Annotated in this window: 24 protein-coding genes; 10 read left to right on the plus strand and 14 right to left on the minus strand. The window is 72.8% G+C overall.

Going from position 1 to position 22,882, the window contains the following annotated elements; translation table 11 throughout:
* Positions 1–19: 19 nt before the first annotated feature.
* The 3 genes from AC2D8W_RS11280 to AC2D8W_RS11290 are packed head-to-tail and all read right to left on the minus strand — an operon-like array spanning position 20 to position 1,714.
* A complete protein-coding gene (locus AC2D8W_RS11280) occupies positions 20–475 on the minus strand; it encodes a GNAT family N-acetyltransferase (RefSeq protein WP_367118766.1) in 456 nt (151 codons plus the stop codon).
* The gene (gene tsaB / locus AC2D8W_RS11285) at positions 472–1,104 is read right to left on the minus strand and encodes a tRNA (adenosine(37)-N6)-threonylcarbamoyltransferase complex dimerization subunit type 1 TsaB (RefSeq protein WP_484671845.1); all 633 of its coding nucleotides are present in this window, start codon (positions 1,102–1,104) and stop codon (positions 472–474) included. The genes AC2D8W_RS11280 and tsaB overlap by 4 nt, the downstream gene beginning before the upstream one ends.
* A gap of 34 nt (positions 1,105–1,138) precedes the next feature.
* Positions 1,139–1,714 carry a NifU family protein gene (locus AC2D8W_RS11290; protein WP_293484632.1) on the minus strand — a complete coding sequence of 192 codons (576 nt, stop codon included), beginning with the start codon at positions 1,712–1,714 and terminating at the stop codon, positions 1,139–1,141.
* A gap of 126 nt (positions 1,715–1,840) precedes the next feature.
* Between AC2D8W_RS11290 and AC2D8W_RS11295 the strand changes: the two genes are divergently transcribed.
* Together AC2D8W_RS11295 and plsY are read left to right on the plus strand one after the other, a co-directional pair.
* The gene (locus AC2D8W_RS11295; protein ID WP_484671623.1) at positions 1,841–3,667 is read left to right on the plus strand and encodes a DUF885 domain-containing protein; all 1,827 of its coding nucleotides are present in this window, start codon (positions 1,841–1,843) and stop codon (positions 3,665–3,667) included.
* 5 nt (positions 3,668–3,672) lie between these two features.
* Positions 3,673–4,296, plus strand: a complete 624-nt coding sequence (gene plsY, locus AC2D8W_RS11300; protein ID WP_484671624.1) for a glycerol-3-phosphate 1-O-acyltransferase PlsY — start codon at positions 3,673–3,675, stop codon at positions 4,294–4,296.
* Here the strand turns inward: plsY and AC2D8W_RS11305 are convergent.
* The 3 genes from AC2D8W_RS11305 to murJ form a co-directional block, all read right to left on the minus strand.
* Positions 4,293–4,769, minus strand: a complete 477-nt coding sequence (locus tag AC2D8W_RS11305; RefSeq protein ID WP_293484638.1) for a universal stress protein — start codon at positions 4,767–4,769, stop codon at positions 4,293–4,295. The genes plsY and AC2D8W_RS11305 overlap by 4 nt on opposite strands.
* 55 nt (positions 4,770–4,824) lie before the next feature.
* Positions 4,825–5,859, minus strand: a complete 1,035-nt coding sequence (trpS, locus tag AC2D8W_RS11310; protein ID WP_293484640.1) for a tryptophan--tRNA ligase — start codon at positions 5,857–5,859, stop codon at positions 4,825–4,827.
* A gap of 124 nt (positions 5,860–5,983) precedes the next feature.
* Positions 5,984–7,609, minus strand: a complete 1,626-nt coding sequence (gene murJ / locus AC2D8W_RS11315) for a murein biosynthesis integral membrane protein MurJ (RefSeq protein ID WP_484671625.1) — start codon at positions 7,607–7,609, stop codon at positions 5,984–5,986.
* 101 nt (positions 7,610–7,710) lie between these two features.
* On the opposite strand from murJ, the gene AC2D8W_RS11320 reads away from it, so the two are divergent.
* On the plus strand, positions 7,711–9,126 hold the full coding sequence (locus AC2D8W_RS11320) for a class I adenylate-forming enzyme family protein (protein ID WP_484671626.1): 1,416 nt from the start codon (positions 7,711–7,713) through the stop codon (positions 9,124–9,126).
* Positions 9,127–9,165: 39 nt separating this feature from the next.
* Positions 9,166–9,822: a sulfotransferase family protein gene (locus AC2D8W_RS11325; RefSeq protein ID WP_484671627.1), complete on the plus strand. Its 657-nt coding sequence runs from the start codon at positions 9,166–9,168 to the stop codon at positions 9,820–9,822.
* 138 nt (positions 9,823–9,960) lie between these two features.
* Here AC2D8W_RS11325 and AC2D8W_RS11330 read toward each other — a convergent pair whose 3' ends face one another.
* Complete coding sequence (locus AC2D8W_RS11330; protein WP_484671628.1) at positions 9,961–12,777, minus strand: [protein-PII] uridylyltransferase; 2,817 nt, start codon at positions 12,775–12,777, stop codon at positions 9,961–9,963.
* A gap of 61 nt (positions 12,778–12,838) precedes the next feature.
* Between AC2D8W_RS11330 and AC2D8W_RS11335 the strand changes: the two genes are divergently transcribed.
* Complete coding sequence (locus AC2D8W_RS11335; RefSeq protein WP_293484650.1) at positions 12,839–13,177, plus strand: hypothetical protein; 339 nt, start codon at positions 12,839–12,841, stop codon at positions 13,175–13,177.
* Here the strand turns inward: AC2D8W_RS11335 and AC2D8W_RS11340 are convergent.
* The 4 genes from AC2D8W_RS11340 to rsmI all read right to left on the minus strand — a co-directional run bounded on the left by AC2D8W_RS11340 (position 13,174) and on the right by rsmI (position 15,914).
* Positions 13,174–13,716, minus strand: a complete 543-nt coding sequence (locus tag AC2D8W_RS11340) for a hypothetical protein (RefSeq protein ID WP_484671629.1) — start codon at positions 13,714–13,716, stop codon at positions 13,174–13,176. The two genes, AC2D8W_RS11335 and AC2D8W_RS11340, sit on opposite strands and share 4 nt — an antisense overlap.
* Before the next feature lie 112 nt (positions 13,717–13,828).
* Complete coding sequence (locus tag AC2D8W_RS11345; RefSeq protein ID WP_293479622.1) at positions 13,829–14,644, minus strand: transglutaminase family protein; 816 nt, start codon at positions 14,642–14,644, stop codon at positions 13,829–13,831.
* Between the two features lie 23 nt (positions 14,645–14,667).
* The gene (locus tag AC2D8W_RS11350; RefSeq protein WP_484671630.1) at positions 14,668–15,039 is read right to left on the minus strand and encodes a YraN family protein; all 372 of its coding nucleotides are present in this window, start codon (positions 15,037–15,039) and stop codon (positions 14,668–14,670) included.
* Entirely contained in the window at positions 15,036–15,914 is an 879-nt protein-coding gene (gene rsmI, locus AC2D8W_RS11355) for a 16S rRNA (cytidine(1402)-2'-O)-methyltransferase (protein WP_484671631.1), read from the minus strand. The genes AC2D8W_RS11350 and rsmI overlap by 4 nt, the downstream gene beginning before the upstream one ends.
* Before the next feature lie 86 nt (positions 15,915–16,000).
* On the opposite strand from rsmI, the gene AC2D8W_RS11360 reads away from it, so the two are divergent.
* Entirely contained in the window at positions 16,001–16,834 is an 834-nt protein-coding gene (locus tag AC2D8W_RS11360) for an AraC family transcriptional regulator (protein ID WP_484671632.1), read from the plus strand.
* A gap of 5 nt (positions 16,835–16,839) precedes the next feature.
* Here the strand turns inward: AC2D8W_RS11360 and hemW are convergent, their stop codons facing one another.
* Positions 16,840–17,994 (minus strand): radical SAM family heme chaperone HemW, encoded by a 1,155-nt coding sequence (hemW, locus tag AC2D8W_RS11365; protein ID WP_484671633.1) that lies wholly within the window; start codon positions 17,992–17,994, stop codon positions 16,840–16,842.
* Positions 17,991–18,590, minus strand: coding sequence for an RdgB/HAM1 family non-canonical purine NTP pyrophosphatase (rdgB, locus tag AC2D8W_RS11370; RefSeq protein ID WP_293481400.1), 600 nt, complete (start codon positions 18,588–18,590; stop codon positions 17,991–17,993). Before rdgB ends, hemW begins: the two co-directional genes overlap by 4 nt.
* A gap of 420 nt (positions 18,591–19,010) precedes the next feature.
* Between rdgB and AC2D8W_RS11375 the strand changes: the two genes are divergently transcribed.
* Complete coding sequence (locus tag AC2D8W_RS11375) at positions 19,011–19,547, plus strand: DUF2975 domain-containing protein (protein WP_293485181.1); 537 nt, start codon at positions 19,011–19,013, stop codon at positions 19,545–19,547.
* Positions 19,548–19,559: 12 nt separating this feature from the next.
* Complete coding sequence (locus tag AC2D8W_RS11380) at positions 19,560–19,799, plus strand: helix-turn-helix domain-containing protein (RefSeq protein WP_293485182.1); 240 nt, start codon at positions 19,560–19,562, stop codon at positions 19,797–19,799.
* Between the two features lie 359 nt (positions 19,800–20,158).
* On the opposite strand, the gene rph is transcribed toward AC2D8W_RS11380, so the two are convergent.
* Entirely contained in the window at positions 20,159–20,872 is a 714-nt protein-coding gene (gene rph / locus AC2D8W_RS11385; protein ID WP_293485183.1) for a ribonuclease PH, read from the minus strand.
* Between the two features lie 161 nt (positions 20,873–21,033).
* On the opposite strand from rph, the gene hrcA reads away from it, so the two are divergent.
* Entirely contained in the window at positions 21,034–22,059 is a 1,026-nt protein-coding gene (gene hrcA, locus AC2D8W_RS11390; RefSeq protein ID WP_484671846.1) for a heat-inducible transcriptional repressor HrcA, read from the plus strand.
* A gap of 42 nt (positions 22,060–22,101) precedes the next feature.
* Positions 22,102–22,728 carry a nucleotide exchange factor GrpE gene (gene grpE, locus AC2D8W_RS11395; protein WP_484671634.1) on the plus strand — a complete coding sequence of 209 codons (627 nt, stop codon included), beginning with the start codon at positions 22,102–22,104 and terminating at the stop codon, positions 22,726–22,728.
* Positions 22,729–22,882: the final 154 nt, after the last annotated feature.

The raw sequence follows: 22,882 nt of genomic DNA on the forward strand, positions 1-22,882 counted from the left end.
TTCGCCTTCAGAGATAGGTCTAGAGGGCGGATGCCGTAAGGTCGAGACGCATCACCAGGGCGTCGGCCCGCCCGTTCGGACCGCGGTCGTAGTAGCCCTTGCGCAGGCCGCTCCGCCGGAAACCGAGCGCCTCGTAGAGGGTGACGGCCGGGGCGTTGTCGACGTCGACCTCCAGGAACAGGTCGGCGGCGCCGGCGGCGCGCGCCGCGCCGATCGCGGCGGTCATCAGCGCCCGGGCGACGCCCCGGCGGCGCGCCCAGGGCGCAACGCCCACGGTCAGGATCTCCGCCTCCCCGGCGACGGCGCGGCAGACCAGCACGCCGGCGGGGTCCTCGTCCGCCACGAGGAACGCGAAGACGCCTTCGCCGTCCAGCAGGTCCTCGAAGTCCATCTCGTCCCAGGGCCTGTCGAAGGCCTGGGCATGGGCCGAGGCCATGGCGGGCGCGTCGGCGGGGGTCGCCAGCGACAGTCTCACGGCGCGACGCCGCCCGGCAGCTTGGCGTCCGGGGCACGCAGGTAGAGCGGCGCGACCGGGGCGGGCGTCCGCCGCGCGGCGAGGCGGGCCACGATCCGGGCGTCGCACCCCTCGGGCGCCTGCACGGCGTCGGCGGGTCCGGCCAGGAGCGCGGCGCCCGAGCCGACGAAGGTCATGGGCCGTCCGCCGCCGACCTCGGTCAGGCGGGCGTGCGCGGCGCCCACCGGCAGGACGTCCGGCGCCATGAGCGCGGCGCCGGCCTCGAAGATCTGCAGGTAGACCTGACCGCGGCGCGCATCGAGCGCCGCCGCCACGAGGCCATCGGCCTCGGCCGCGAGCGCCTCGAGGGTCCCGACGCCGGCGACAGGCCGGCCGAGCGCCGAGCCCAGCCCCTTCGCGAAGGCGACGCCGACCCGGAGCCCGGTGAACGAGCCGGGCCCCACGGTCACGCCGATGCGCTCGAGCCGGCCGAACGGGAGACCCGCCTCGGCCATGACCGCCTGCGCCATGGGGGCGAGCCGCTCCTGGTGTCCCCGCGCCATGACCTCGCAGCCGTGCGCGAGCACGCGGTCGCCGTCGAGCACGGCGACCGAACAGGCGTTGAGGCAGGTGTCCAGGCCGAGGACGATCATCCGGCGGCAGGTAGCCGGTTCGCGCCCAGGCTCAAAGCGCCTGTTCGACCCGCGTCACTTCCGGGACGTAGTGCTTCAGCATGTTCTCGACGCCGGCCTTCAGCGTGGCCGACGAGGACGGGCAGCCCGAGCAGGCGCCGCGCATGTTGAGCCAGACCACGCCGGTCTCGACGTCGAAGCGGTTGAACAGGATGTCGCCGCCGTCCTGCGCGACGGCCGGCCGGATGCGCGTGTCCAGCAGATCCTTGATCTCGGCCACGATCTGGGCGGTGTCGCCTTCGTAGATCCCTTCGTCGTGGCCGCCGCCTTCGGTCGCCGCGCCCTCGGCGAACAGCGGCCGCCCCGATGTGAAGTGGTCCATGATCGCCGCGAGGATCGGCGCCTTCACCAGCGGCCAGTCCACCGAGGCGTGCTTGCCGACGGTGATGAAGTCGGGGCCGTAGAACACCCGGGTCACCCCGGTGATCTCGAAGAGCTCGGCCGCGAGCGGCGACGAGGCGGCCTCTTCCGGCGACCGGAAGTCGCGAGTCCCGTCGTCCAGCACCGCCTTGCCGGGCAGGAATTTCAGGACCTCGGGGTTCGGCGTGGCTTCGGTCTGGATGAACATGCGGCAGATGTGGCGCGTGGCGTCCCCGCGCGCAAGCGGCGGCGCGCCCCCACTGTTGACGAGAATTCACTTCACCCGCTGCCTTGCCCGCCCTTAAGCCTGCAGCACGCAACCCCTGGGGCCTACATGTTCCGCACCGCCTGCTCCGCCGCCGCCCTCGCCGCGGTCCTCGCGCTCGAGCCCGCCGCCGGCGCGCAACCTGCCGCCGCGCCTGCGCCCGCCGCCACGGCGCCGTCCGAGGACGCGCGCCTCGCCGCCTTCTTCCAGGACACGTTCCTGGAAGCCGCAAGGCAGAGCCCCGAGACGCTGACCCAGCTCGGCATGAAGGAGCGCTACGGCGAGCTGGGCGACTACACCAAGGCCGGGCAGGACAAGGCCCTCGCCCTGGCCGAGAGCCAGCTGGCGCGCATGAAGCGCACGTTCGACCGCAGCAAGCTCTCGCCCGCCTCGCAGCTGAGCTACGACCTCTTCGAGCGCAACGTCGCCACCCAGCGGCTCCTCGCCAAGTGGTACTGGCAGGCCTACGCCGTCTCCTCCACGGGCAGCGCCCTGGACGGCCTGCCGGTCATGATGGTGAACGCCCACCGGATCGACAGCGTGGCCGACGCCGAGGCCTATGTGGCGCGGCTGAGGGCGGTGGACCGCGTCGCGGGCGAGGTGGCCGCCGACATCGACGAGCGGACGGCGAAGGGCTTCCTGCCGCCGGCCTTCGTGTTCGGCCGCGTGATCCCCGACGCCCGCAACCAGCTCAAGGGTGCGCCGTTCGACGCCGGCGCCGACCACGCGCTTTGGGCGGACCTGAAGGCGAAGGTGGCCAAGCTCGACACCGATGCGGCGACCCGGCAGCGCCTGCTGAAGGCCGGGGAAGCCGCGCTGACGGGCGAGTTCCGGCGCGGCTACGAACGCTACCTCGCCGCGCTGGAAGGCATGCAGAAGAAGGCCACGACGGTGAACGGCGTCTGGGCGCTGCCGCAGGGCGAGGCGTTCTACGCCGACACCGTGGCCTTCTTCACGACCACGAGCCTGACGCCGGACCAGATCCACCGGACGGGCCTCGCCGAGGTCGCCCGCATCCGCGCCGAGATGGAGGAGATCAAGCGGAAGGTGGGCTTCCAGGGCTCGCTGGAGGCGTTCTTCACGTTCGTGAAGACCGACCCGAAGACGCGCTATCCCAACACGGAGGCGGGCAAGCAGCAGTACCTGGCCGACGCCAAGAAGATCATCGCCGACTACATGGCGGTCGCCGACCGGCAGTTCTCGAGCACGCCGAAGCAGGCGCTGGAGGTCCGCGCCGTCGAGCCGTTCCGTGAGAAGACGGCCTCGGTCGCCTTCTACAACCAGGGCGCTCCGGACGGATCGCGCCCGGGCATCTTCTACGTGAACCTGTCCGACATGACCCAGGTCCAGAAGGTCCAGCTCCCGGCGATCGCCTATCACGAGGGCGCGCCGGGGCATCACTTCCAGATCGCCCGCGCCCAGGAGCAAGCCGGGCTGCCCATGTTCCGTCGCCTGGCCTACTACGGCGCCTACATCGAAGGCTGGGGCCTCTACGCCGAGAAGCTCGGCAAGGAAGCGGGGTTCTACCAGGACCCCTACGACGACTTCGGCCGCCTCTCGCTCGAGATCTGGCGCGCCGTGCGCCTGGTGCTCGACACCGGGATCCACTCGAAGCGCTGGAGCCGCGAGCAGGCGATCGCCTACATGAAGGCCAACTCGCTGAACTCGGACCGCGACATCGAGAGCGAGGTGGACCGCTACTTCACCAGCCCCGGCCAGGCCACGAGCTACAAGGTGGGGCAGCTCAAGATCCTCGAGCTCCGCGAGAAGGCGAGGACGGCGCTCGGCGCGAAGTTCGACCTGAAGGCCTTCCACGAGACCGTGCTGTCTGCCGGGGCGCTGCCGCTGGACGTGCTGGAGACGCGGGTGGACGCCTACATCGCCGGCGCGCGGTAGCCGCGATGATGCTGTGGGCTGCGGCCGGGCTCGCGGTGGCCGGGGCCTACCTGCTGGGGGCCATTCCGTCCGGCTACCTGGCCGGCCGCCTACTGAAGGGCGTCGACATCCGGACGCTCGGCTCGCGGTCCACCGGCGCCACCAACGTGCTGCGGACGCTGGGCCCGTGGCCGGCGCTGGCGGTGTTCGCCGCGGACCTCGCGAAGGGCGCGGCGGCGGTCCTGCTGGCGGGCGCCTCGACGGCGCCGCTTCCGGCGGGCGCCGGGCCGTGGATCGTCTGCCTGGCGGGCCTCGCGGCCCTGCTGGGCCACAGCCGCTCGATCTTCCTGGGCTTCACCGGCGGCAAGTCCGCGGCGGCGGGGCTGGGCGTGCTGCTGGCCCTGTCGTGGCCGGTCGCGCTCGGCGCCGCAGGCGTGTTCGTGGCCGGCGTGGCGATCTCGCGGGTCGTGTCGCTGAGCTCGATGCTCGCGGCCGTCGCCGCGGCGGCCCTGGTGCTGGTCCTGCCGCATCCCGCGGCCTACAGGCTGCTGGTGGTCGCCGGCGCGGCGTTCGTGATCTGGCTCCACCGCGCCAACATCGGGCGTCTGCTCTCGGGGACCGAGCCCCGCGTCAGCCTTGGCCGGCGCTAGGCGAGATCGGCGATCTCGTCGTCGGTGAGGTCGCCCGGCACGATCGTGATGGGCACCTTCCGCGCGCCCCACTTCACGCCCTCCTTGGCGATGGAGCTGACCAGCGGACCGGGCCCCCGGCCGCCCACGGCGGCGGCCAGGACCAGGATCTTGATGTCCGGGTCGTCGGACAGCACCGCCTTCAGGGCGCCGCGCGTCGAATCCGCCTCCTTGATCAGGAACTCCGGCGGCAGGCCGGTTTCGGCCTGGACGTACTCCGCCACGTGCTGCAGCTCGGTCTCGGCCTCCTGGCGCTGCTGGCGGGCGATCTCCTCGCGCACGCCCGACCAGTGCTCGAACACGGCCGGCTGGATGACCTTGAGCAGCGCCACGTAGCCGCCGGTCGAGCGGGCGCGGCGGCAGGCGAAGCGGAGCGCCGCCGGGAACTCGGCCGAATCATCCGCCACCACGAGGAACTTGCGCCGCACCGTCATGCCGTGACGGTGCGCCGGACGGCATGCGGACGCAAGTCCACTCGTCAGGTGGGGATTAGCCCGCCCAGAAGCCCACCAGCTTCCTGACCTCGGCGACGGTGGGCGCCGCCAGCGCGCGCGCCTTCTCGGCGCCCGCCCCCAGGATCCGGTCGATCTCGGCCGGATCGGCGAGCAGCCGGCGCATTTCGCCGCCGATCGGGCCCAGCACGGACACCGCCAGGTCGGCCAGCTTCGGCTTGAACGCGCCGAAGCCCTGGCCGGCGAACTCGCCCAGCACCTGCGCCTCGGTGCGACCCGCCAGGGCCGCGTAGATCGCCACGAGGTTCTTCGCCTCGGCCCGGCCCTCGAGGCCTTCCACCGTCTCGGGCAGCGGATCGGGGTCGGTGCGCGCCTTGCGGACCTTCTGGGCGATGGCGTCGGCGTCGTCGGTCAGGTTGATGCGCGACTGGTCCGAGGGGTCGGACTTGCTCATCTTGGCCGAACCGTCGCGCAGGCTCATCACCCGCGCCCCCGGCCCCTGGGTCAGGGCGTCGGGCAGCGGGAAGAAGTTGGGCGCGTCGAAGTCGTGGTTGAACTTCTGGGCGATGTCGCGGGTCAGCTCCAGGTGCTGGCGCTGGTCCTCGCCCACCGGGACCTTGGTGGCCTTGTAGACGAGGATGTCGGCCGCCTGCAGCACCGGGTAGGTGTAGAGCCCGACGCTGGACCGCTCCTTGTGCTTGCCGGCCTTGTCCTTGAACTGGGTCATCCGGTCGAGCCAGCCGAGGCGGGCGACGCAGTTGAACACCCAGGCCAGCTCGGCGTGCTCGGGCACCGCCGACTGGGCGAAGATGGTGGCGACCTTGGGATCCAGGCCGGTGGCGAGATAGGCGGCGGCGATCTCGCGCACCTGGCTCTTCAGCTTCGCGGGATCCTGCCATTCGGTGATGGCGTGCATGTCGGCCACGAAGATGAAGGTCTCGATCTCGTGCTGCAGGCGGCCGAACTTCACCAGCGCGCCGAGGTAGTTGCCCAGGTGCAGGTCGCCGGTGGGCTGGACGCCCGAGAGCACGCGTTCGGGACCCGCGTAGGGGGCAGGAGCTTGGTCGGTCATGGGATGGCTTCTCTAGGGAACAGGCAGGCAGGGGCAAGCCCTGATCGGAGCGATCAGAGGATCAGCGCCATCGCCGGATGTCGGGGCCGTTCGCCATGCCCGTGCCGATACCCGCACGCGAGCGTCAGGGCAAGTCGGGCGCGGGCGCGGGGTCGCCCTTGCGGCGGCGGAAGGCGGCGCGGGCCTCGGCCGGCGTGATGCCGCCGGACGCGAACAGGAGGACCGGGTAGAGCGCGAGCCCCGCGGACGAGACCAGGAGCATCGAGAGCTCCTTCACGCCATGGGCCAGGAACGTCGCGAGCGCGGCCTCGATCTGCGGCCGGACGGCGTTCGCCGCGACGAGGATCGCGCCGAGGGCCACGCTCGCCAGGGTGACGCGCACGATCTTGCCGCTGGCCCGCGCCGAGGGCCGCCAGACGCCGCGGCGCGTGAGGGCGAACCACATCTGCAGCACGGTGACCCAGGCGGCGACCGAGGTGGCGATGGCGACGCCGGTGAAGCCGATCCACGCGAACAGCGCGACGCCGAGGGCGATGTTCACGCCCACGGAGATGAGCGAGAAGCGCATCGGGGTGCGGGTGTCCTGGCGGGCGAAGAAGGCCGGCTGCAGGATGCGGAGCAGCACGAAGGCGGGCACGCCCCAGCCGTAGTGGAAGAGGAGCCCGGCGGTCGCCGCGGCGTCCTGGCTGGTGAACTCGCCGCGGGTGAAGAAGCCGTCGATGAGCCAGAACGGCAGCGCCATCAGCGCCGCGGCCGCCGGCAGGCTGAGCGCCAGGGCGAACACGACCCCCTGGTCCATGGCCGCCTGCGCGTCGGCATGGTCCTCGGCCTGCAGCGAGCGCGACAGGCGCGGCAGGAGCGCGACCCCGATGGCCACGCCCACGAGGCTCATCGGCAGCTGGTAGAGCCGGTCGGCCACGGTCATCCAGACGCGCATGCCGGCGATCTGCGAGGCCAGGATGCCCGAGATGAAGATGTTGATCTGGGTCGCGCTGTTGGCGATGGCGGCGGGCACGGCGAGCTTGATCAGCCGGCGCATGTCGGGGGTCAGGCGCGGGCGGACCGGCCGCAGCCGCGCGCCCGTGCGCCGCGCGCCCCACCAGCAGATGGCCGCCTGGCCCACGCCTGCGATCACCACCCCGAACGAGGCCCACCAGGCCGCCTGCACCGGGTCCTTCTGCGGCAGGACCATCGCCAGCATCACCAGGTTCAGGACGGTCGGATAGGCGGCCGAGACGATGAAGCGCCCGTGGGCGTTCAGGATGCCCGAGTAGAGCGCCGCCAGCGCCATGCACGGCAGGTAGGGCATGGTCACCTGGGTCAGCATCCAGGCGAGGCGGAACTTCTCCGGCTCGTCCGCATAGCCGGGGTTGATGACGTACATCAGCCACGGCATCGCGAGCTGCGCGGCCAGCATCACGGCCACGGTGGCGGCCGCCACGGTGGCGGCGGCGTCGGCCGCGAAGGTGTCGGCCTGCGCCTCGCCCTCCGCCTCGAGCTTGCGCGAGTACATCGGCACGAAGGCCGCGGCGAACGCGCCTTCGGCGAAGATGCGCCGGAACAGGTTCGGGAAGGCCAGGGCGGTGTAGTAGGCGTCGGCCGCGATGGTCTGGCTCGCCCCCAGCCTTGCGGTGATCACGAGGTCGCGCACCAGCCCCATCACCCGGCTGACCATGGTCAGCGCGGCGAAGATCGCCGACGAGCGGATGAGGCCGCCGGGCTTCGGCGCGGCGCGAGGAGTCTGGCTCACGGCGTGTAGCTCGGCTGCGTCGGGCGGGCCGTCAACCTAGCCGGATGGGCGCGGGCGCGGGTGTGGAATATTGATGCAGGGCGGGCGGAGGGGCTCTGGCGATGTTCGATGCGTACGTAGCGTTCCAGGCGAAGCTGCGGCCGACGGCCTTCGCGCTGATCACGCCGCAGCGGTGGGCCACCTACGCGGAGATGAACGCCGACGTCGACCGGCTGGCGGCGGGCCTGCGCGAGCTGGGCGTGAGCCGTGATCGGGGCGTGGTCTCGATCCGGATCGCCAACGACTACCTGACGCACGTGGCGTTCCTCGCGCTCGCCCGGCTGGGCGTCGTCTCCTCGCCCTTCGACGATCCCTCGCCCGACCTCGCGATCGTCCGGCGCGAGGACGCGGGGCCGGGAGAGCTGGCGCTCACCGCCGACTGGCTGGCGCAGACCTTCCGCGCCGATCCGCGTCCCGTGGAGCCGGTCCGGGTCGGGCCGGACGAGCTGATCCGGGTCATGCTGTCGTCGGGCACCACGCGCACCGCGCGGCGCGTGCCCCGCACCTGGCGGATGCTGGAGGGCAACACCCGGACCTGCGCCCTCACCTACTGCGCCGGCCGGCCCGGGCGCTGGGTGTGCCTCACCGGGATGGACACCGGCCTGGGACAGGCGATGACGCTCGCGGCGTGGAGCCAGGGGGAGACCCTGGTGGCGGACTATTCCACGGCCCAGCTCGCCGAGAGCCTGGAGGCGCTGCGGCCGTCGATCGTGGGCGCCACGCCCAGCTTCCTGCGCGACCTGCTGGCCGAGCTGCCGGCGGGACTGCCGGTCCAGGCCGGCCTGCGGGTCGTCTCCACCGGCGGCGTCCTTTCGGCCGCGGTCGCCCGCGAGATCCGCCTGCGGCTCGCCCCCGAGATCCTGATCAGCTACGGCGCGGCCGAGACCGGCAGCACGACGATGGCCGACGGCGCCTGGCTCGACGCCCACGCGGGCGCCGCCGGCTACCCCGTTCCCGGTGTGCGGGTGGAGGTCGTGGACGAGGCGGGGCGGCCCCTCCCTCCCGGCGAGCAGGGCGAGATCCGCATCTTCAGCGACCGCCAGTCGGACGGCTACCTGGGCGACGACGAGGCCACGGCCCGGGCGTTCCGCGACGGCGGCTTCTACCCCGGCGACCTGGGGCGGCTGACGGCGGAGGGGCTCCTCGTCGTGGACGGCCGGGTGGACGACCGCATGGACCTGGGCGGGATGAAATTCCTGCCGGACCTGGTCGAGGAGCTGGCGCTCGCCTATCCGGGCGTGCGCGACGCGGCGGCCTATGCGGCGCCGGACGCGAGCGGAACCGACGTCTGCTGGCTGGCGATCTCGGCCGCGCCCGACCTCGACCGCGAAGGGTTCGCGAACCATGTGAACGGGAGCGGCCGCAAGCTGCCCGAGATCCGGGTGGCCTGGATCGACCGGATCCCGCGCAACGCCATGGGCAAGGTCGAGCGGCGGCGACTGCGGGACGAGACCATCGCTGTGCTGACGGCGCGGTAGGCTGCTACGCTCCGCGGAGAAAAACGGGGAGGCGCCGGAATGGCACTCAAGGTGATCGGCTCGGGACTGGGCCGGACGGGAACGCTCTCGACCAAGCTGGCGCTGGAACAGCTGGGCTTCACGCGCTGCCACCACATGGCCGAGGTGTTCATGGACGCCGGGCGGCAGATTCCGCTGTGGAACGACGCCGGCGACGGGAAGCCGGACTGGGACGCCATCTTCGACGGCTACCAGGCCATGGTCGACCATCCGGGCTGCGGCTACTGGCGCGAGCTGATGGACTACTACCCGGACGCCAAGGTGCTCCATACCGTGCGCGACCCCGACAAGTGGTTCGACTCCACCCAGGCGACGATCTTCGCGCCCGAGAACCTGAGCCGCTTCCGCGAAGGGGCGATGGCCACGTTCTTCGGTCACCTGCAGGCGTTCTACGAGAACGGGGACATGAACGACCGCGCGTTCATGACCGACTTCTTCCGCCGCCACACCGAGCGGGTGGTCGCCACGGTCCCCAAGGAGCGCCTGCTGGTGTTCAACGTGGCCGAGGGCTGGGAGCCGCTCTGCGCCTTCCTGGGCGTTCCCGTCCCGGACACCCCCTATCCGCGCGAGAACTCCACCGAGCAGTTCCGCAGCCGGGCCGCCGCCGGGGCGATGCCGATCGACCCGGCCAAGGCCCGGGCCGAGCCCGCGAAGTAGTCCGCCTCCGCGGGGCGGCCGGGCGATCGCGTTTGCGGCGCCCGGGACTTGAACTCCCTCACCGCCTGCGGCGGAGCTCCCCCGGCGGGGGAGCATCTCGAGGGAGGCCAGGGGAGGCGGGCCGGCGGTTCGCACCCCTCACCTGGCCACGCTGGCGCGGGCGCGGGGGAGGGCGGCGCGGCGGGCGCCCGTGGGCTCGGCCTCGTCGGCGAGGGCGGCGAGCAGCGCGGCCTTGAGCGCATTGCCCTTGCGCGCGTCGGTGAGCTTCGCGCCCGCCTCGTCCACCACGTAGAAGGCGTCGACGGCGCGCTCGCCGTAGCCGTCGATGTGCGCCGAGGTGATGGTGAGGCCGGCGTCGGCCAGGGTCCGGGCGAGCGCCGCCAGCAGGCCCGGCCGGTCGCGCCCCGACGCCTCGACGACGGTGGCGGTCTCGGAGGCCTCGTTGTCCAGCATCACGGTGGGCACGATGGCGAAGGCGGCGGTTCGGCCCAGATCCTTGCGGCGCGCCTCGCGCCCGACGGGTTCGCCGCGGGCGGCGGCGGCCAGGTCGTCGGCGAGCCGGATCAGGACGCGGGGGTCGGTGGCGCCGAACGGCTGGCCGTTGATGTCCTGTACGAAGAAGACGTCGAGCGCCTGGCCGGTCCGCGAGGTGAACACCCGCGCGCCGACGACGTTGGCGCCCGCCGCCGTGATCGCGTCGGCGAGGTCCATGAACAGGCGCGGACGGTCGGTGGCGGCCACCATCAGCTCGGAGGCGTTGAGGTCGTCGCGCACCGCGCAGATGGCGGCGGCGCCGCGGCCCTCGCGGGCGGTGCGGGCGAGGCCGGCGTGCTTCAGGACCTCGGCGTCGTCGAAGGCGGTGAAGTAGGCGTCCTCCATGGCGTCGCCCCAGGCCTCGGCGGCGGGGTCGGCCTTGGCGAGGCGGACGCGGGCGTCGTAGGCGGCGTTCTCCTGGTAGCGGCGCAGCGCCGCCGCGGCGTCCGAGCCGCGGCCGCCGCGGAACACCGCCTCGGTGGCGGCGTAGAGCTCGCGCATCAGCTGGCCCTTCCAGCCGTTCCAGACGCCCGGCCCCACGGCGCGGATGTCGGCCACCGTCAGCACCAGCAGCAGCCGCAGGCGCTCGGGCGTCTGCACGATGCGCGCGAAGTCGGCCACCGTCCGCGGGTCGGAGACGTCGCGCTTCTGGGCGTAGTCGCTCATGACCAGGTGATGCTCGACGAGCCAGGCCACCAGCTCGATCTTCGAGCGCTCCAGGCCCAGCCGCTCGCAGGCCTGCCGCGCGGCCCGGGCGCCGGCCACCTCCTGCCCGCCCGCGCCGCCCTTGCCGGTGTCGTGCAGCAGCATGGCCAGGAACAGGGCCTCGCGGTCGGCGATCAGGGGCATGATCTGCACCGCCAGCGGATGGTCGGCCTGCAGCCGGCCGGCGGCGATGTCGGCGATGATGCCGACGGCCCGCAGGGTGTGCTCGTCCACCGTGTACGAGTGGTACATGTTGAACTGCATCTGGGCGACGATGCGCCCGAACTCCGGCAGGTAGCGCCCCAGGACGCCGGCCTCGTTCATCAGCGTCAGCGTGGTGCGCGGATCGCGGCCGCGGGCCAGGATGTCGAGGAAGACCTTGGCGGCGCCGGGATCGCGGCGCACGGCCGAGGTGATCAGGTTCATCGACCGCGAGGCGGCGGTGAAGGCGTCGGGATGCAGGTCGAGGTTCCGCTCGTCGGCGATGCGGAACAGGCGGAGCAGGTTCACCGGGTCGCGCGCGAAGATCTCGGGGTCCACGTCGAGGCGGCCGCCGACCTCGTGGAAGCCAGGCTCGTCCAGCGGCTTGCGCTTCACCTTCCGGCCCGGGATGAACCGGCTGATGCCCTTGGGCGCCATCTTGACCTGGTCGGCCTCGAGCTTGGCGGCGAACACGCGGGTGAGCGCGCCCACGTCCTTGGCGATCAGGAAGTAGCGCCGCATGAAGCGCTCGACGGCGGGCGCGTCGCCGCGGTCGCCGTAGCCCATCCGCCGCGCCAGCTCCGGCTGCAGGTCGAAGCTGAGGCGCTCCTCGGGCCGGCCGGTGGCGAAGTGCAGGTGGCTGCGCACCGCCCACAGGAAGTCGAAGGCCACGATGAACGCCCGGACCTCGCGGCGGTCGAACAGGTCCATCTGCATGACGCGCTCGAGACTTTCGCCCGGATGCAGGTACTGGGCGATCCAGAACAGGGTGTTCAGGTCGCGCAGGCCGCCCTTGCCCTCCTTCACGTTCGGCTCGACCAGGTAGCGGCTGGCGCCGGCGCGGGCCTGGCGGTCGTCGCGCTCCTTGAGCTTGGCGGCCACGAACTCGGCGCCCGTACCCCTCACCACCTCGTCGCGGAAGCGCCGCACCAGCTCGGCGGCCAGCTTCTCGTCGCCGGTCAGCCGCCGCGCCTCCAGGATCGAGGTGCGGATGGTCATGTCCTCGCGCGAGAGCTTGACGCACTCGTCGATGGTCCGCGAGGCGTGGCCCACCTTGAAGCCCAGGTCCCACAGGGCATAGAGCATGTACTCGATCACGCTCTCGGCGTGGGCCGTCTGCTTGTAGGGGCGCACGAAGAGGAGATCGAGGTCGCTGTACGGCGCCAGCGTGCCGCGGCCGTAGCCGCCCACGGCCATCAGCGCCAGCCGCTCGCCCTCGGTGGGGTTGCGGGCGCGGAAGACGTGGACGGTGGTGAAGTCGTAGAGGGCGCTCACCACCTCGTCGGTGACGCCCGAGAGCAGGCGGGCGGTCTCGATGCCGCCGGCGCCGTTCTCCAGCCGCTCCTTGGCGATCATCCGGCCGCGGAACAGGGCGGCCTTGAGGATGTCGAGCGCGGCCTTGCGCTGGGCCGCCTCGTCGCCCAGGTGCTCCAGCGCCGCGGTGGAGAGCTGCGAACGCAGCTTGACGCCGTCGACGACGTATTCGAGGCGGGTCGGCTTCAGGCGCGTGGGCATGGGGCCCGCATATAGGACGGTTTTCGGCGGGCGTGCAGGCATCTCCCGCGTTGGATGGGTGATGGGCAAGGGCAGCTACCGCGGCGGAGGCGTCCTCCTGGGCTGGAACGCCAACCGCTATGTCGCGCCCTCGCTGACGGGGCGGACGCGGTCGGGGCGCGCGCTGATCAAGGACCTGGCGGTGCGGACCGCCCAGAGCCGCGAGGAGCTGGCGGCCCAGGACGAACGGGCGAGGAAGCGCCACGGCCTCGCGCCGGCCAAGGCGCCGCAGCCGGCGACCGCCGCGGCGGCCAGCGCCGGCGCCACGGGCGTCGCGGAGGCGGCCCGCAAGCGGCTGAAGGCCGGCGGGCGTCAGGCGTTCACGGTGACGGTGGTGCGGAAGAAGCGGCGGAAGGGCTAGCTGGAGTCGGGCACGCCGGGCGGACCCGGCCCGGCCGCGGCGGTCTCCGCCGGATCGGGGAGGAGGCCCACGACCGCCAGGGCGTCGCGCAGCGCGGCGAGCTGGTCCGCCATGTCCGCCTCGCCGAACGCCACCCCGCCCTCGGCGCGCGCGGCGTCGATCTCGTCGGAGAGCGTCTGCAGGGCGAAGTCCAGGTCGTCATCCCCGTGGACGTCGCAGAGTTCTGTGGCGACCGTCTCGTAGAGGTCGCGGTGGCGGCGGTTGATGCGCGCCTGCTGCTGGGGCGTGGGCGGCGCGGGCGTCGCGGCGGCCTCGCGGGACTCGGCGTCCCGGTCGCGCCGCAGGCGCGATTTCACCAGCAGGGCCTGGCGGTAGCTGCGGGCGGCGCGCTCCGAGGCGCGGGCCAGCCGGCAGGCCGTGTCGGCGTCGTCCTCGGCCTCGGCCCGCTCGGCGAAGCGCAGCGCCAGCCGCAGCTGGGCCGCGGCCAGATCGGCCAGCCCCTGGGCCTCGGCGTCGGTGATGGCGAGCGGATCGGACATCGGCGCCGAGCGGAACATCCACCTACGTCAGAAGCGGACGCATGGATGCTGGGACTCGCACGACGACCTCCCGGGCGAGAGAGCCTTCGCCCGTCGCAGCGCGGGCGGGCGCTCAGTTCAGCCGCAGCCTCACCCGCTCGCGCTGCGCGCGGGCCGCGAGGGCTGCGCCGCCGTCGAGCGTCGTGGCGCGCTGCAGGGCCTCCAGGGCCCCCGCCAGCGCCCCCTGGCCCTCGCGCGCCGCGGCCACGTCGAGCCAGGGACGGTGGTCCAGCGGGTCCAGCAGGGCGCGGCGCAGGGCGGCCCGCTCGGCGCGGGCGAAGTCGCCGCCGTTCGTGGCCGTGGCGAAGCAGATGTTCTGCAGCCGCAGCAGGACCGCACGGTCGCTCACGGGCGTCATCAGCCGGTCCAGGCGGTCGGCGACGTTCGGCGTCAGCCCCGCATGGAGCGCCCGGCGCGTCAGTTCCGACGGCAGCACCACGCGACCTTCCGAGAACGGGTCCAGCGCCAGCGGCCCCTCGTCGGTCTCGATCCGCAGCAGGAAGTGGCCCGGAAAGTCGACGCCCTGCACCGAGAGCCCGCACCGCCGCGCCGCGTGCAGGTAGAAGAGCCCGATGGTCACCGCCAGGCCGCGCCGCTTGCCGGCCACCGCCAGCACGTCGGCGTTGTCGGGGTCCTCGAGGGTGAAGAGGTCTCCGGACAGGCCCAGGTCGCCGGCCATGGTCTCGGCGATCGCCTCCTCGGGGCTCTCGCGCTTCAGGCGCTCGCCCAGCCGCTCCACGCCGCGGGCGGCCATCTCCCGCGCCTGGGCCGGGTCGCGCACCGGGTCCTCGTGGATGGCGCAGGCGATGGCGGCTTCCAGCAGCGGGAACTCCGCGTCGGGCGCGGCCCCCGCTTGCGACAGGATGGTCTCGGCTTCCTCGCGGTCCATGTTCCCCAGGCCCACCGACGGACTCAGCCGCCTCTCCAGGCGTCGGGAATATGACGGGGAAGGCGGCCGGGCGCGAGGGCCAGCAGATCGAGCCGAACGCCGCACCCCCTGAGCCCAGGACGATTCGCCGCGATCCCCGCCCCGGCGCGGCGCAGCCGCTCGCGCTGGTCGGCCGTCACGGTCTCGATCGCCGCCTGCAGGCTGGTGCGGCTCTTCACCTCCACCACCGCCAGCACGTCCCCGCGCTTCGCCAGGAGGTCGATCTCGGCCTGCGGCGTCTTCAGGCGGAAGCCCAGGATGCGGTAGCCCTTGGCCATCAGCCACACCGCCGCCCACGCCTCGGCCCGGCGGCCCGACCGGCGCGCCTGGGCGCCGCGCGCCACCCGCACGTTCATCGCCTCGGTCCTCCGGGCTTCATGTCCAGCGCCCGCCGGTAGAGCTCGCGGCGCGGCAGCCCCAGGGCCTTGGCGACCTCCGCGGCCGCGTCGGCGGGCTTCAGCCGCGAGAGCGCCTCGGCCAGGGCGGCGTCGGCGTCGGCGGCGGTGGCCTCCGCCTCGCGGCCCGGCGCCACCAGGATCACGATCTCGCCCTTGGGCGCGTCGAGCCGCGGGTCGGCGGCCAGCTCCGCCAGCGGCCCCCTGTAGAAGGTCTCGTACAGCTTGGTGAGCTCGCGGCAGACCACCGCCTCGCGCGCGCCCAGCACCGCCGCCATGTCCGCCAGGCATTCGGCCAGGCGCGAGCCGCCCTCGAAGAACACCAGGGTGGCGCGCAGTCCCGCCACCTCCTCCAGGAAGGCGCGGCGGGCGGCCGACCGCGGCGGCGGAAAGCCCAGGAACAGGAAGCGGTCCGTCGGCAGGCCTGCCGCCGAAAGCCCCGCCAGCAGGGCCGAGGCGCCGGGGATCGGATGCACCGCGTGGCCGGCCGCGGCGGCCTCGCGCACCAGCCGGTAGCCCGGGTCCGAGATCAGCGGCGTCCCGGCGTCGCTCACCAGGGCCACGCGGCCGCCGTCGCCGAGCTGCGCCATGGCCTTGGCCCGAGCCCGCTCGGCCGCATGCTCGTCGTGCCGCTCCAGCCGCGCCGACAGCCCGAAGGCCGACAGCAGCTTGCCCGTCACCCGGGTGTCCTCCGCCAGCACCAGGTCGGCCTGGGCCAGCACGTCCAGGGCGCGCAGGGTGATGTCCCGCAGGTTCCCGATCGGCGTCGCCACCACGTACAGGCCGGGCGCGAGCGGCGCGTCGTCGAGCGTCGGGGGCGGAAGCGCGCGGGCCATGGCGCGAGGGTTCGCCGGAAACGCAACCGCGATCAAGCGGCGCGGACTGGCGCGGGCGAGAAGGTCGGCGTTTCGTAGGAGTCGCCATGGACCCCGTGCAGCGCGCCATCTGGTTCGTCGAAGGCCACCTCGGCGAGGAGATCACCCTCGACGACGTGGCGCAGGTGGCCGGCCTGTCGCGCCACCACATGGTCCGCGCCTTCGGCCAGGTCACCGGCCGGTCGGTGATGCGCTACGTCCGCGCGCGCCGGCTCACCGAGGCCGCCCGCGCGCTGGCGGCCGGGGCCCCGGACATCCTGTCGGTGGCGCTCGACGCCGGCTACGGCTCCCACGAGGCGTTCACCCGCGCCTTCCGCGACCAGTTCGGGGCCACCCCGGAGCAGGTCCGCGCGGCAGGCCGCATCACCGACCTCGCGCTCGTGGAGCCCCTCACCTTGGAACAGATCATCGGCCTGGAACTCGCCCCGCCGCGCTTCGTCGACCGCGGCCCCCTGCTGTTCGCGGGCCTGCTGGAGCACTACCGCGACGGCGACATGTCGGGGATTCCGGGCCAGTGGCAGCGCTTCGCCCCCTGGCTCGGCGCCATTCCGGGCCAGGTCCCGCAGGCGACCTACGGGGTGGTCTTCAACGGCGACGACGACGGGGCCACGGACTACCTCGCGGCCGTGGAGGTCGCCGACTTCTCCGACCTGCCGCCGGCCCTGTCGCGCCTGCGGGTCGGCGCCCGGCGCTACGCCGTCTGGAGCCACGCGGGCCACGTGTCCGAGATCCGCAGCGTCTGGGCGGCGATCTGGGGCGGCTGGGTTCCGCAGCAGCGGGCCCGCGTGGCCGACGCGCCGTTCTTCGAACTCTACCCGGCCGCCTTCGATCCAATGACCGGCGAGGGCGGCTTCGAGATCTGGCTGCCGGTGGAGGGCTGAGGGCCTCAGGCCCCCGCCAGCCGCGCGGTGACGGCGTCGAGCAGGCGGCGGCCGGCCGGCGTCGCGCGCAGGCGGACGGGGTCCCCGGCGACGAGGCCGAGGTCGGCCAGCTCCCGGACGGCGGGGTGCGCGGGGGACAGGCCCAGCGCCGTCAGCTCGGCGAAGGCGACGCCGTCGGCGATGCGCAGGCCGGTGAGCAGCCGCTCCTCCGCGGCCTCGACCGGGCTCAGGGTCTCGCGGCTCGCGAAGCCGAGGCCCGTCTGCGCGACGCGCCGCAGGTAGTCGTCCGGCCGGTCGGCCGCCGCGGTCGCCTCGCGCAGGCCGTCGCGGGTGATGCGCCCGTGCGCGCCCGGCCCTGCGCCGACGTAGTCCCAGCCGCGCCAGTAGACGAGGTTGTGCCGCGACCGGGCCGCCGCCCCGCGCGCGTGGTTCGAGACCTCGTAGGCCTCGAAGCCCTGGGCCTCGAGCACGTCCTGGGTCGTGTCGTAGAGGTCGGCGGCGGCGTCGTCGGCCGGGACCGAGAAGCGGCCGCGCCGCACCGCGCGGTCGAACGCCGTGCCGTCCTCGATGGTGAGCTGGTAGGGCGATATGTGCTCGGCCCCGATCCCCACGGCCTCGCGCAGCTCGCCGGCCCAGGCGGCGGGGGTCTGGCCGGGCCGCGCGTAGATCAGGTCCACCGACAGCCGCGGGAAGGCGCGGGCGGCCGCGGCGGCGGCCCGCCGTCCCTCGGACGCGTCGTGGTTGCGCCCCAGGAACGCCAGCGCCGCGTCGTCCAGCGACTGCAGCCCCAGCGACAGCCGGTTCACGCCCGCGGCCGCGAGCGCGGCGAACCGGCCGGCCTCCGCGTCGGTTGGGTTGGCCTCCAGGCTGACTTCCAGGTCCCCGGCCGGCGTCCAGAGCCGGCGGGCCGTCTCCACGACCTCGGCGACCCAGTCCGGATCCATCAGCGACGGCGTTCCGCCGCCGAAGAAGACCGAGACCAGCGACCGCGGCCCCGTCAGCGCCCGCTGCGCCGTCAGGTCGGCCACGATGGCCCGCGCCAGCTCGGCCGCCTCCGCGCCACGGCCCCGCGCCCGGAAGACGTTGAAGTCGCAGTAGGGGCAGATCCGCGCGCAGTACGGCCAGTGGACATAGACCCCCAGCGGCGGGGGCTGGGTCACAACAGCGCCGCCTTGAGCTTGGCGAACGCGCGCGCGCGGTGGCTCATGCCGTCCTTGTGCTCGGGCTCGAGCTCGCCGAACGTCCGGTCCATGCCCTGCGGCACGAAGATCGGGTCGTAGCCGAAGCCCTTGTCGCCGCGCGGCGGGAAGCTGAGGGTCCCGTCGATCCGGCCCTCGACCACCACCGCCGGGCCGCCCGGCCAGGCCACCGCCAGCGCGGAGGTGAACCAGGCGGCGAAGTCCTCGGCGCCCGCCTCCTCCAGGCGCTCTTCGACCTTGCGCATGGCCATGGCGAAGTCCTTCGCGGGTCCGGCCCAGCGCGCGGAATAGATCCCCGGCGCGCCTTCCAGGGCCCGCACCGACAGGCCCGAATCGTCGGCCAGCGCCACCAGCCCCGAGGCCTCGGCCGCCGCGCGCGCCTTCAGCAGCGCGTTGCCCGTGAAGGTGGACTCCGTCTCGTCGGGTTCCGGCAGGCCCAGCTCGCCGGCGGCCACCAGCTCGAAACGGCCCTCCAGAATCTCGGCCAGCTCGCGCGCCTTGCCGGGATTGTGGGTCGCGACCACCAGGCGGGTCCCGGGTTCGAGCTTCAGGGCCATGACGTCACTCCTCGGCGCGCCGCGACCCTAGCCTCCCGGCGGACCCGCTGCATTGCAAAAGTTTAATATCGTTACTCGATATTCACGTGATCGGAAAACGATATGGCCGTATCGATAATCACATCGAAGCACAGGGCTTCGACCCACCACCCGCTGCACCGCAGCACACAGACGGAGACCACAAATGTTCGCCAAGACCATGAACATCCTCGACCGCACCGCGATGAGCTTCATCGTCGTCCTGGCCGCCGCGCCGATCCTCAGCATCGCCGCCCGCGCCGCCTTCCTCTAAGACTCGGCGCAACGAGTCATGAGGATCGTCCGATCCGCCCCGGCCTGGGCTGGAGAGCGCCCTTCGAAGGGCGAGCCCCGGCCGCGGCGGATCCAGACGAACCCTTCAATCGTGGGGCATTGACGGGCATGCGCGCCTTGGGTCCGGGCTCGGTTTCGAGCTTCCTGAAGATCATCCTCGACGTCGTCTTCGCCGCGCTGTGGATCGGCGTCGGCGTCCTGTCCCTGATCGCGCTCGCGGCGCTGCTGCTGAGCTTCAACCCCGACGTCCTGCCGCGGATCGCCGAAGGCGACGCCAAGGCGCTCCCGGACCTCATCCGCAACAACGGCCCCTCGATGGCGGCCGGCGTGTTCGGCGCCGCGCTCTACCTCGTGGGCGTCCTGGTCATCGTGGCGGCGCTGCGCCGCATCTTCTCGACGCTGACCGTCGGCGACCCCTTCCACCCCGACAACGTGGCGCGCCTGCGCCTGATCGGCCTGATGCTCGCCGGCCTCGAGGTCGGCCGCTACGCCTTCTGGATCGTGTCCGCCTGGCTGCCGGGCGTCGACCGGGAGGAGCCCACCCTCAGCCTCACCGCCTGGTTCTCGGTGCTCGTGGTCTTCGTGCTGGCGGAGGTGTTCCGCGAAGGCGCGCGGCTGCGGCGCGAAGCCGAACTGACCATCTGAGGCCGCACGACCATGCCCATCCGCGTGAGCCTCGACCGCGTGCTGCTCGAACGCCGCATGTCGCTGACCGAGCTGGCCGACCGCGTCGGCGTCACCATCGCCAACCTCTCGATCCTGAAGACCGGGAAGGCCCGCGCCGTGCGCTTCTCGACCCTGTCGGCCCTCTGCCGCGAACTCGACTGCCAGCCCGGCGACCTCCTGGTCTACGAGCCCGGCCCCGACGACGCGCTCGCCGACGACATGGAGGAGTAGGGGCCGCCCGGACCCGGGGCGCCGGCATTGCTGCATCGCACCCGATCCCTGCGGCATTGCAGCGCAATTTATTCACCCGGGGAGGAAATCCTTGATTTCCGCGAGGGGCGACCTATCTGACGCTCACGTTGCACTGCAACATGGAGCACGAAAATGGCTGCCTGGATCGAAAAGTTCCTGGACGCGCTGTTCGCCCCGCTCGCCCGCGAGCTCGAGCGCCTGCCTCCGCAGGCCATGCGTTTCGGCGTGTTCTTCTGATATCGCGCACCGTCCGGCTTCGGCCGGATCTGCGAGCGCCGGCGGCGCCGACCCGGGAGGGCGGCGCCGTTTGCGTATCCGGCGTCAGCCGCCGCGGGGTCTCAGGCCGTCGCGTCGCGCTGCCGGGCGCACAGCTCGCCGATGCCCTTGCGGGCCAGGGAGAACAGGGCGTCGAACTCGGCCTGGCTGAAGCCGCGCTTCTCGCCCGTCGCCTGCACCTCGACGATGTCGCCCGATCCCGTCAGCACGAAGTTGGCGTCGGCCTCGGCGTTGGAGTCCTCCTCGTAATCGAGGTCGAGCACCGGCGTGCCGGCGAAGATGCCGCAGCTCACCGCGGCCACCTGGTCCAGGATCGGATCGGTGGCGATCACCCCCTCGTCCAGCAGGTAGCGCGTGGCCAGCCGCAGGGCGACCCAGGCGCCCGTGATCGAGGCCGTGCGGGTGCCGCCGTCCGCCTGCAGCACGTCGCAGTCCACCGTGATCTGCCGCTCGCCCAGGGCCTTCAGGTCGGTGACGGCGCGCAGGCTGCGGCCGATCAGCCGCTGGATCTCTTGCGTGCGGCCGCTCTGCTTGCCGGCCGCGGCCTCGCGGCGGCCGCGGGTGTGGGTGGCGCGGGGCAGCATGCCGTACTCGGCCGTGACCCAGCCCTGGCCCTTGCCCCGCAGGAAGCCGGGCACGCCCTCCTCGAGGCTCGCGGTCACCAGCACCCGGGTGTGGCCGGCGCTGATGAGGCACGAGCCCTCGGCATAGCGGGTGACGCCGGTCTCGAGCGTCAGCGGGCGGAGGAGGTCGGGGGCGCGTTCGGACGGTCGCATGGTCTTGGGGGGATCTCGGTCTCGGAGGACTTGGGGCAGGCGCGAGCTTGCGCCGGCGGGACCCGCGCTTATCCTACTATACGGACACGCACCATGGCCCACAGCAGACACCGCTCGCCGTGACCCCCCCGTTCCTGAACCGCGGCCCCTCGCTCGCCGACATGGACGCACGCGCCCGCGACATCTTCCGCCGGATCGTCGAGAGCTACCTGGAGACGGGGGAGCCGGTGGGCTCGCGCACGCTCTCCAAGGGCGGGGTCTCGCTCTCGCCCGCGTCGATCCGCAACACCATGCAGGACCTGACGCAGCTCGGCCTCCTGGGCGCCTCCCACGTCAGCGCGGGACGCCAGCCGACCCACGCGGGGCTGCGGCTCTTCGTGGACGGCCTGCTGGAGGTGGGCGACATCGCCGAGGAGGACCGGCGTTCCATCGAGGCCCGGCTGGGCGCGCACGGACGGAACTACGAGGAGGCCCTGAACGAGGCCTCGGCCATCCTCTCGGGCCTCGCCGGCGGCGCCGGGATCGTGGTCACGCCGATGCGGGACGCGGGCGTGACCCATGTGGAGTTCGTGCGGCTCTCCGGCGACCGCACGCTGGCGATCATGGTCTTCGACGACGGCGTCGTGGAGAACCGCATCATGCGGCTCCCGGCCGGCGTCACCCCGTCGGCCCTGCAGGAGGCGTCCAACTTCCTGAACGCCCGGCTCCGGGGCCGGACGCTGGTGGAGGCGCGCACCGACCTGCGCGCCGAACTGGACCGGGCGCGGCGCGAGCTCGACCAGACGGCCGCGCGGCTGGTCGAGGACGGCCTGGCCGCCTGGAGCGGAGGCGAGGCCGAGGACCGCGCCCTCATCGTGCGCGGCCGAGCCAACCTGCTCGAGGACCGCGAGGCCCTGGAGGACCTCGAGCGCGTCCGTTCGCTCTTCGAGGACCTGGAACAGAAGGAGCAGCTCATCCAGCTCCTCGACGGCGTCCGCGACGGCGAGGGCGTGCGCATCTTCATCGGCGCCGAGACGCGCCTGTTCTCCCTTTCGGGTTCCGCTGTGATCGCGGCGCCCTATATGACGGGCGCGCAGAGGGTCGTCGGCGCCATCGGCGTCATCGGCCCTGCCCGGCTGAACTATGCCCGGATCATTCCGTTGGTGGACTACACCGCCCGCGTGCTTGGCCAGGTGATGAAGGCATAGGCGCCGTGCGCCACGAGTGAACCAAGGGTCCGAAGAGAAGAGATGTCCGAAGACAACACCCCCGTGGACGGTGCGCCCGAGGAGGCCGGCGACGCCGACGTCCCGGCGCTGCTCGCCGAGGTCCAGGCCCTGAAGGAACAGGTCCTGCGCTACGCCGCCGAGGCCGAGAACACCCGGCGCCGCGCCGAGCGGGAGATGAACGACGCGCGGGCCTACGCCATCACCAAGTTCGCCCGCGACCTGCTGGACGTGGCCGACAACCTCTCGCTGGCCATCGCCTCCAACCCGCCGGATTCCGGCGATTCCAAGCTGAAGAGCTTCATCGAGGGCGTCGAGCTCACCGAGAAGAAGCTCCTGTCGGCCTTCGAGAAGAACGGCCTGGCCAAGGTCAGCCCCGGCAAGGGCGAGAAGTTCGACCCGCACAAGCACCAGGCCATGATGGAGCAGGTCGACGCCGACGTCGCCGCCGGCTCGGTCATCCAGACCCTGCAGGCCGGCTACGAGCTGCTCGGCCGCCTGGTCCGGCCCGCTATGGTGGTGGTCGCGGCCAAGGGCTCGGGCGCCAACGCCCCGAAGGCCGAGGCGGCCGCGGCGCCCGCCGCCAACCCCTACGACGGCGGCGCGGGCAGCGACGGCGATCAGGGCGGCAGCCTCGACACGCGGGCCTGACTGCGTCGGGAAGCCGACACATCTGATTGAATTGCTTGATTTTATCCGGCTACCGCTGTCTGGTGCGGGCGAGCCTCCGCGCCCCTGGCGCCGGCTTGAGTAACGCGTACGGAACGCCCTCCGGCCACCCGGGGGGCGTTCTTCGTTTCGGCGC

The sequence above is a fragment of the Phenylobacterium sp. T106 genome (genome assembly GCF_057219735.1).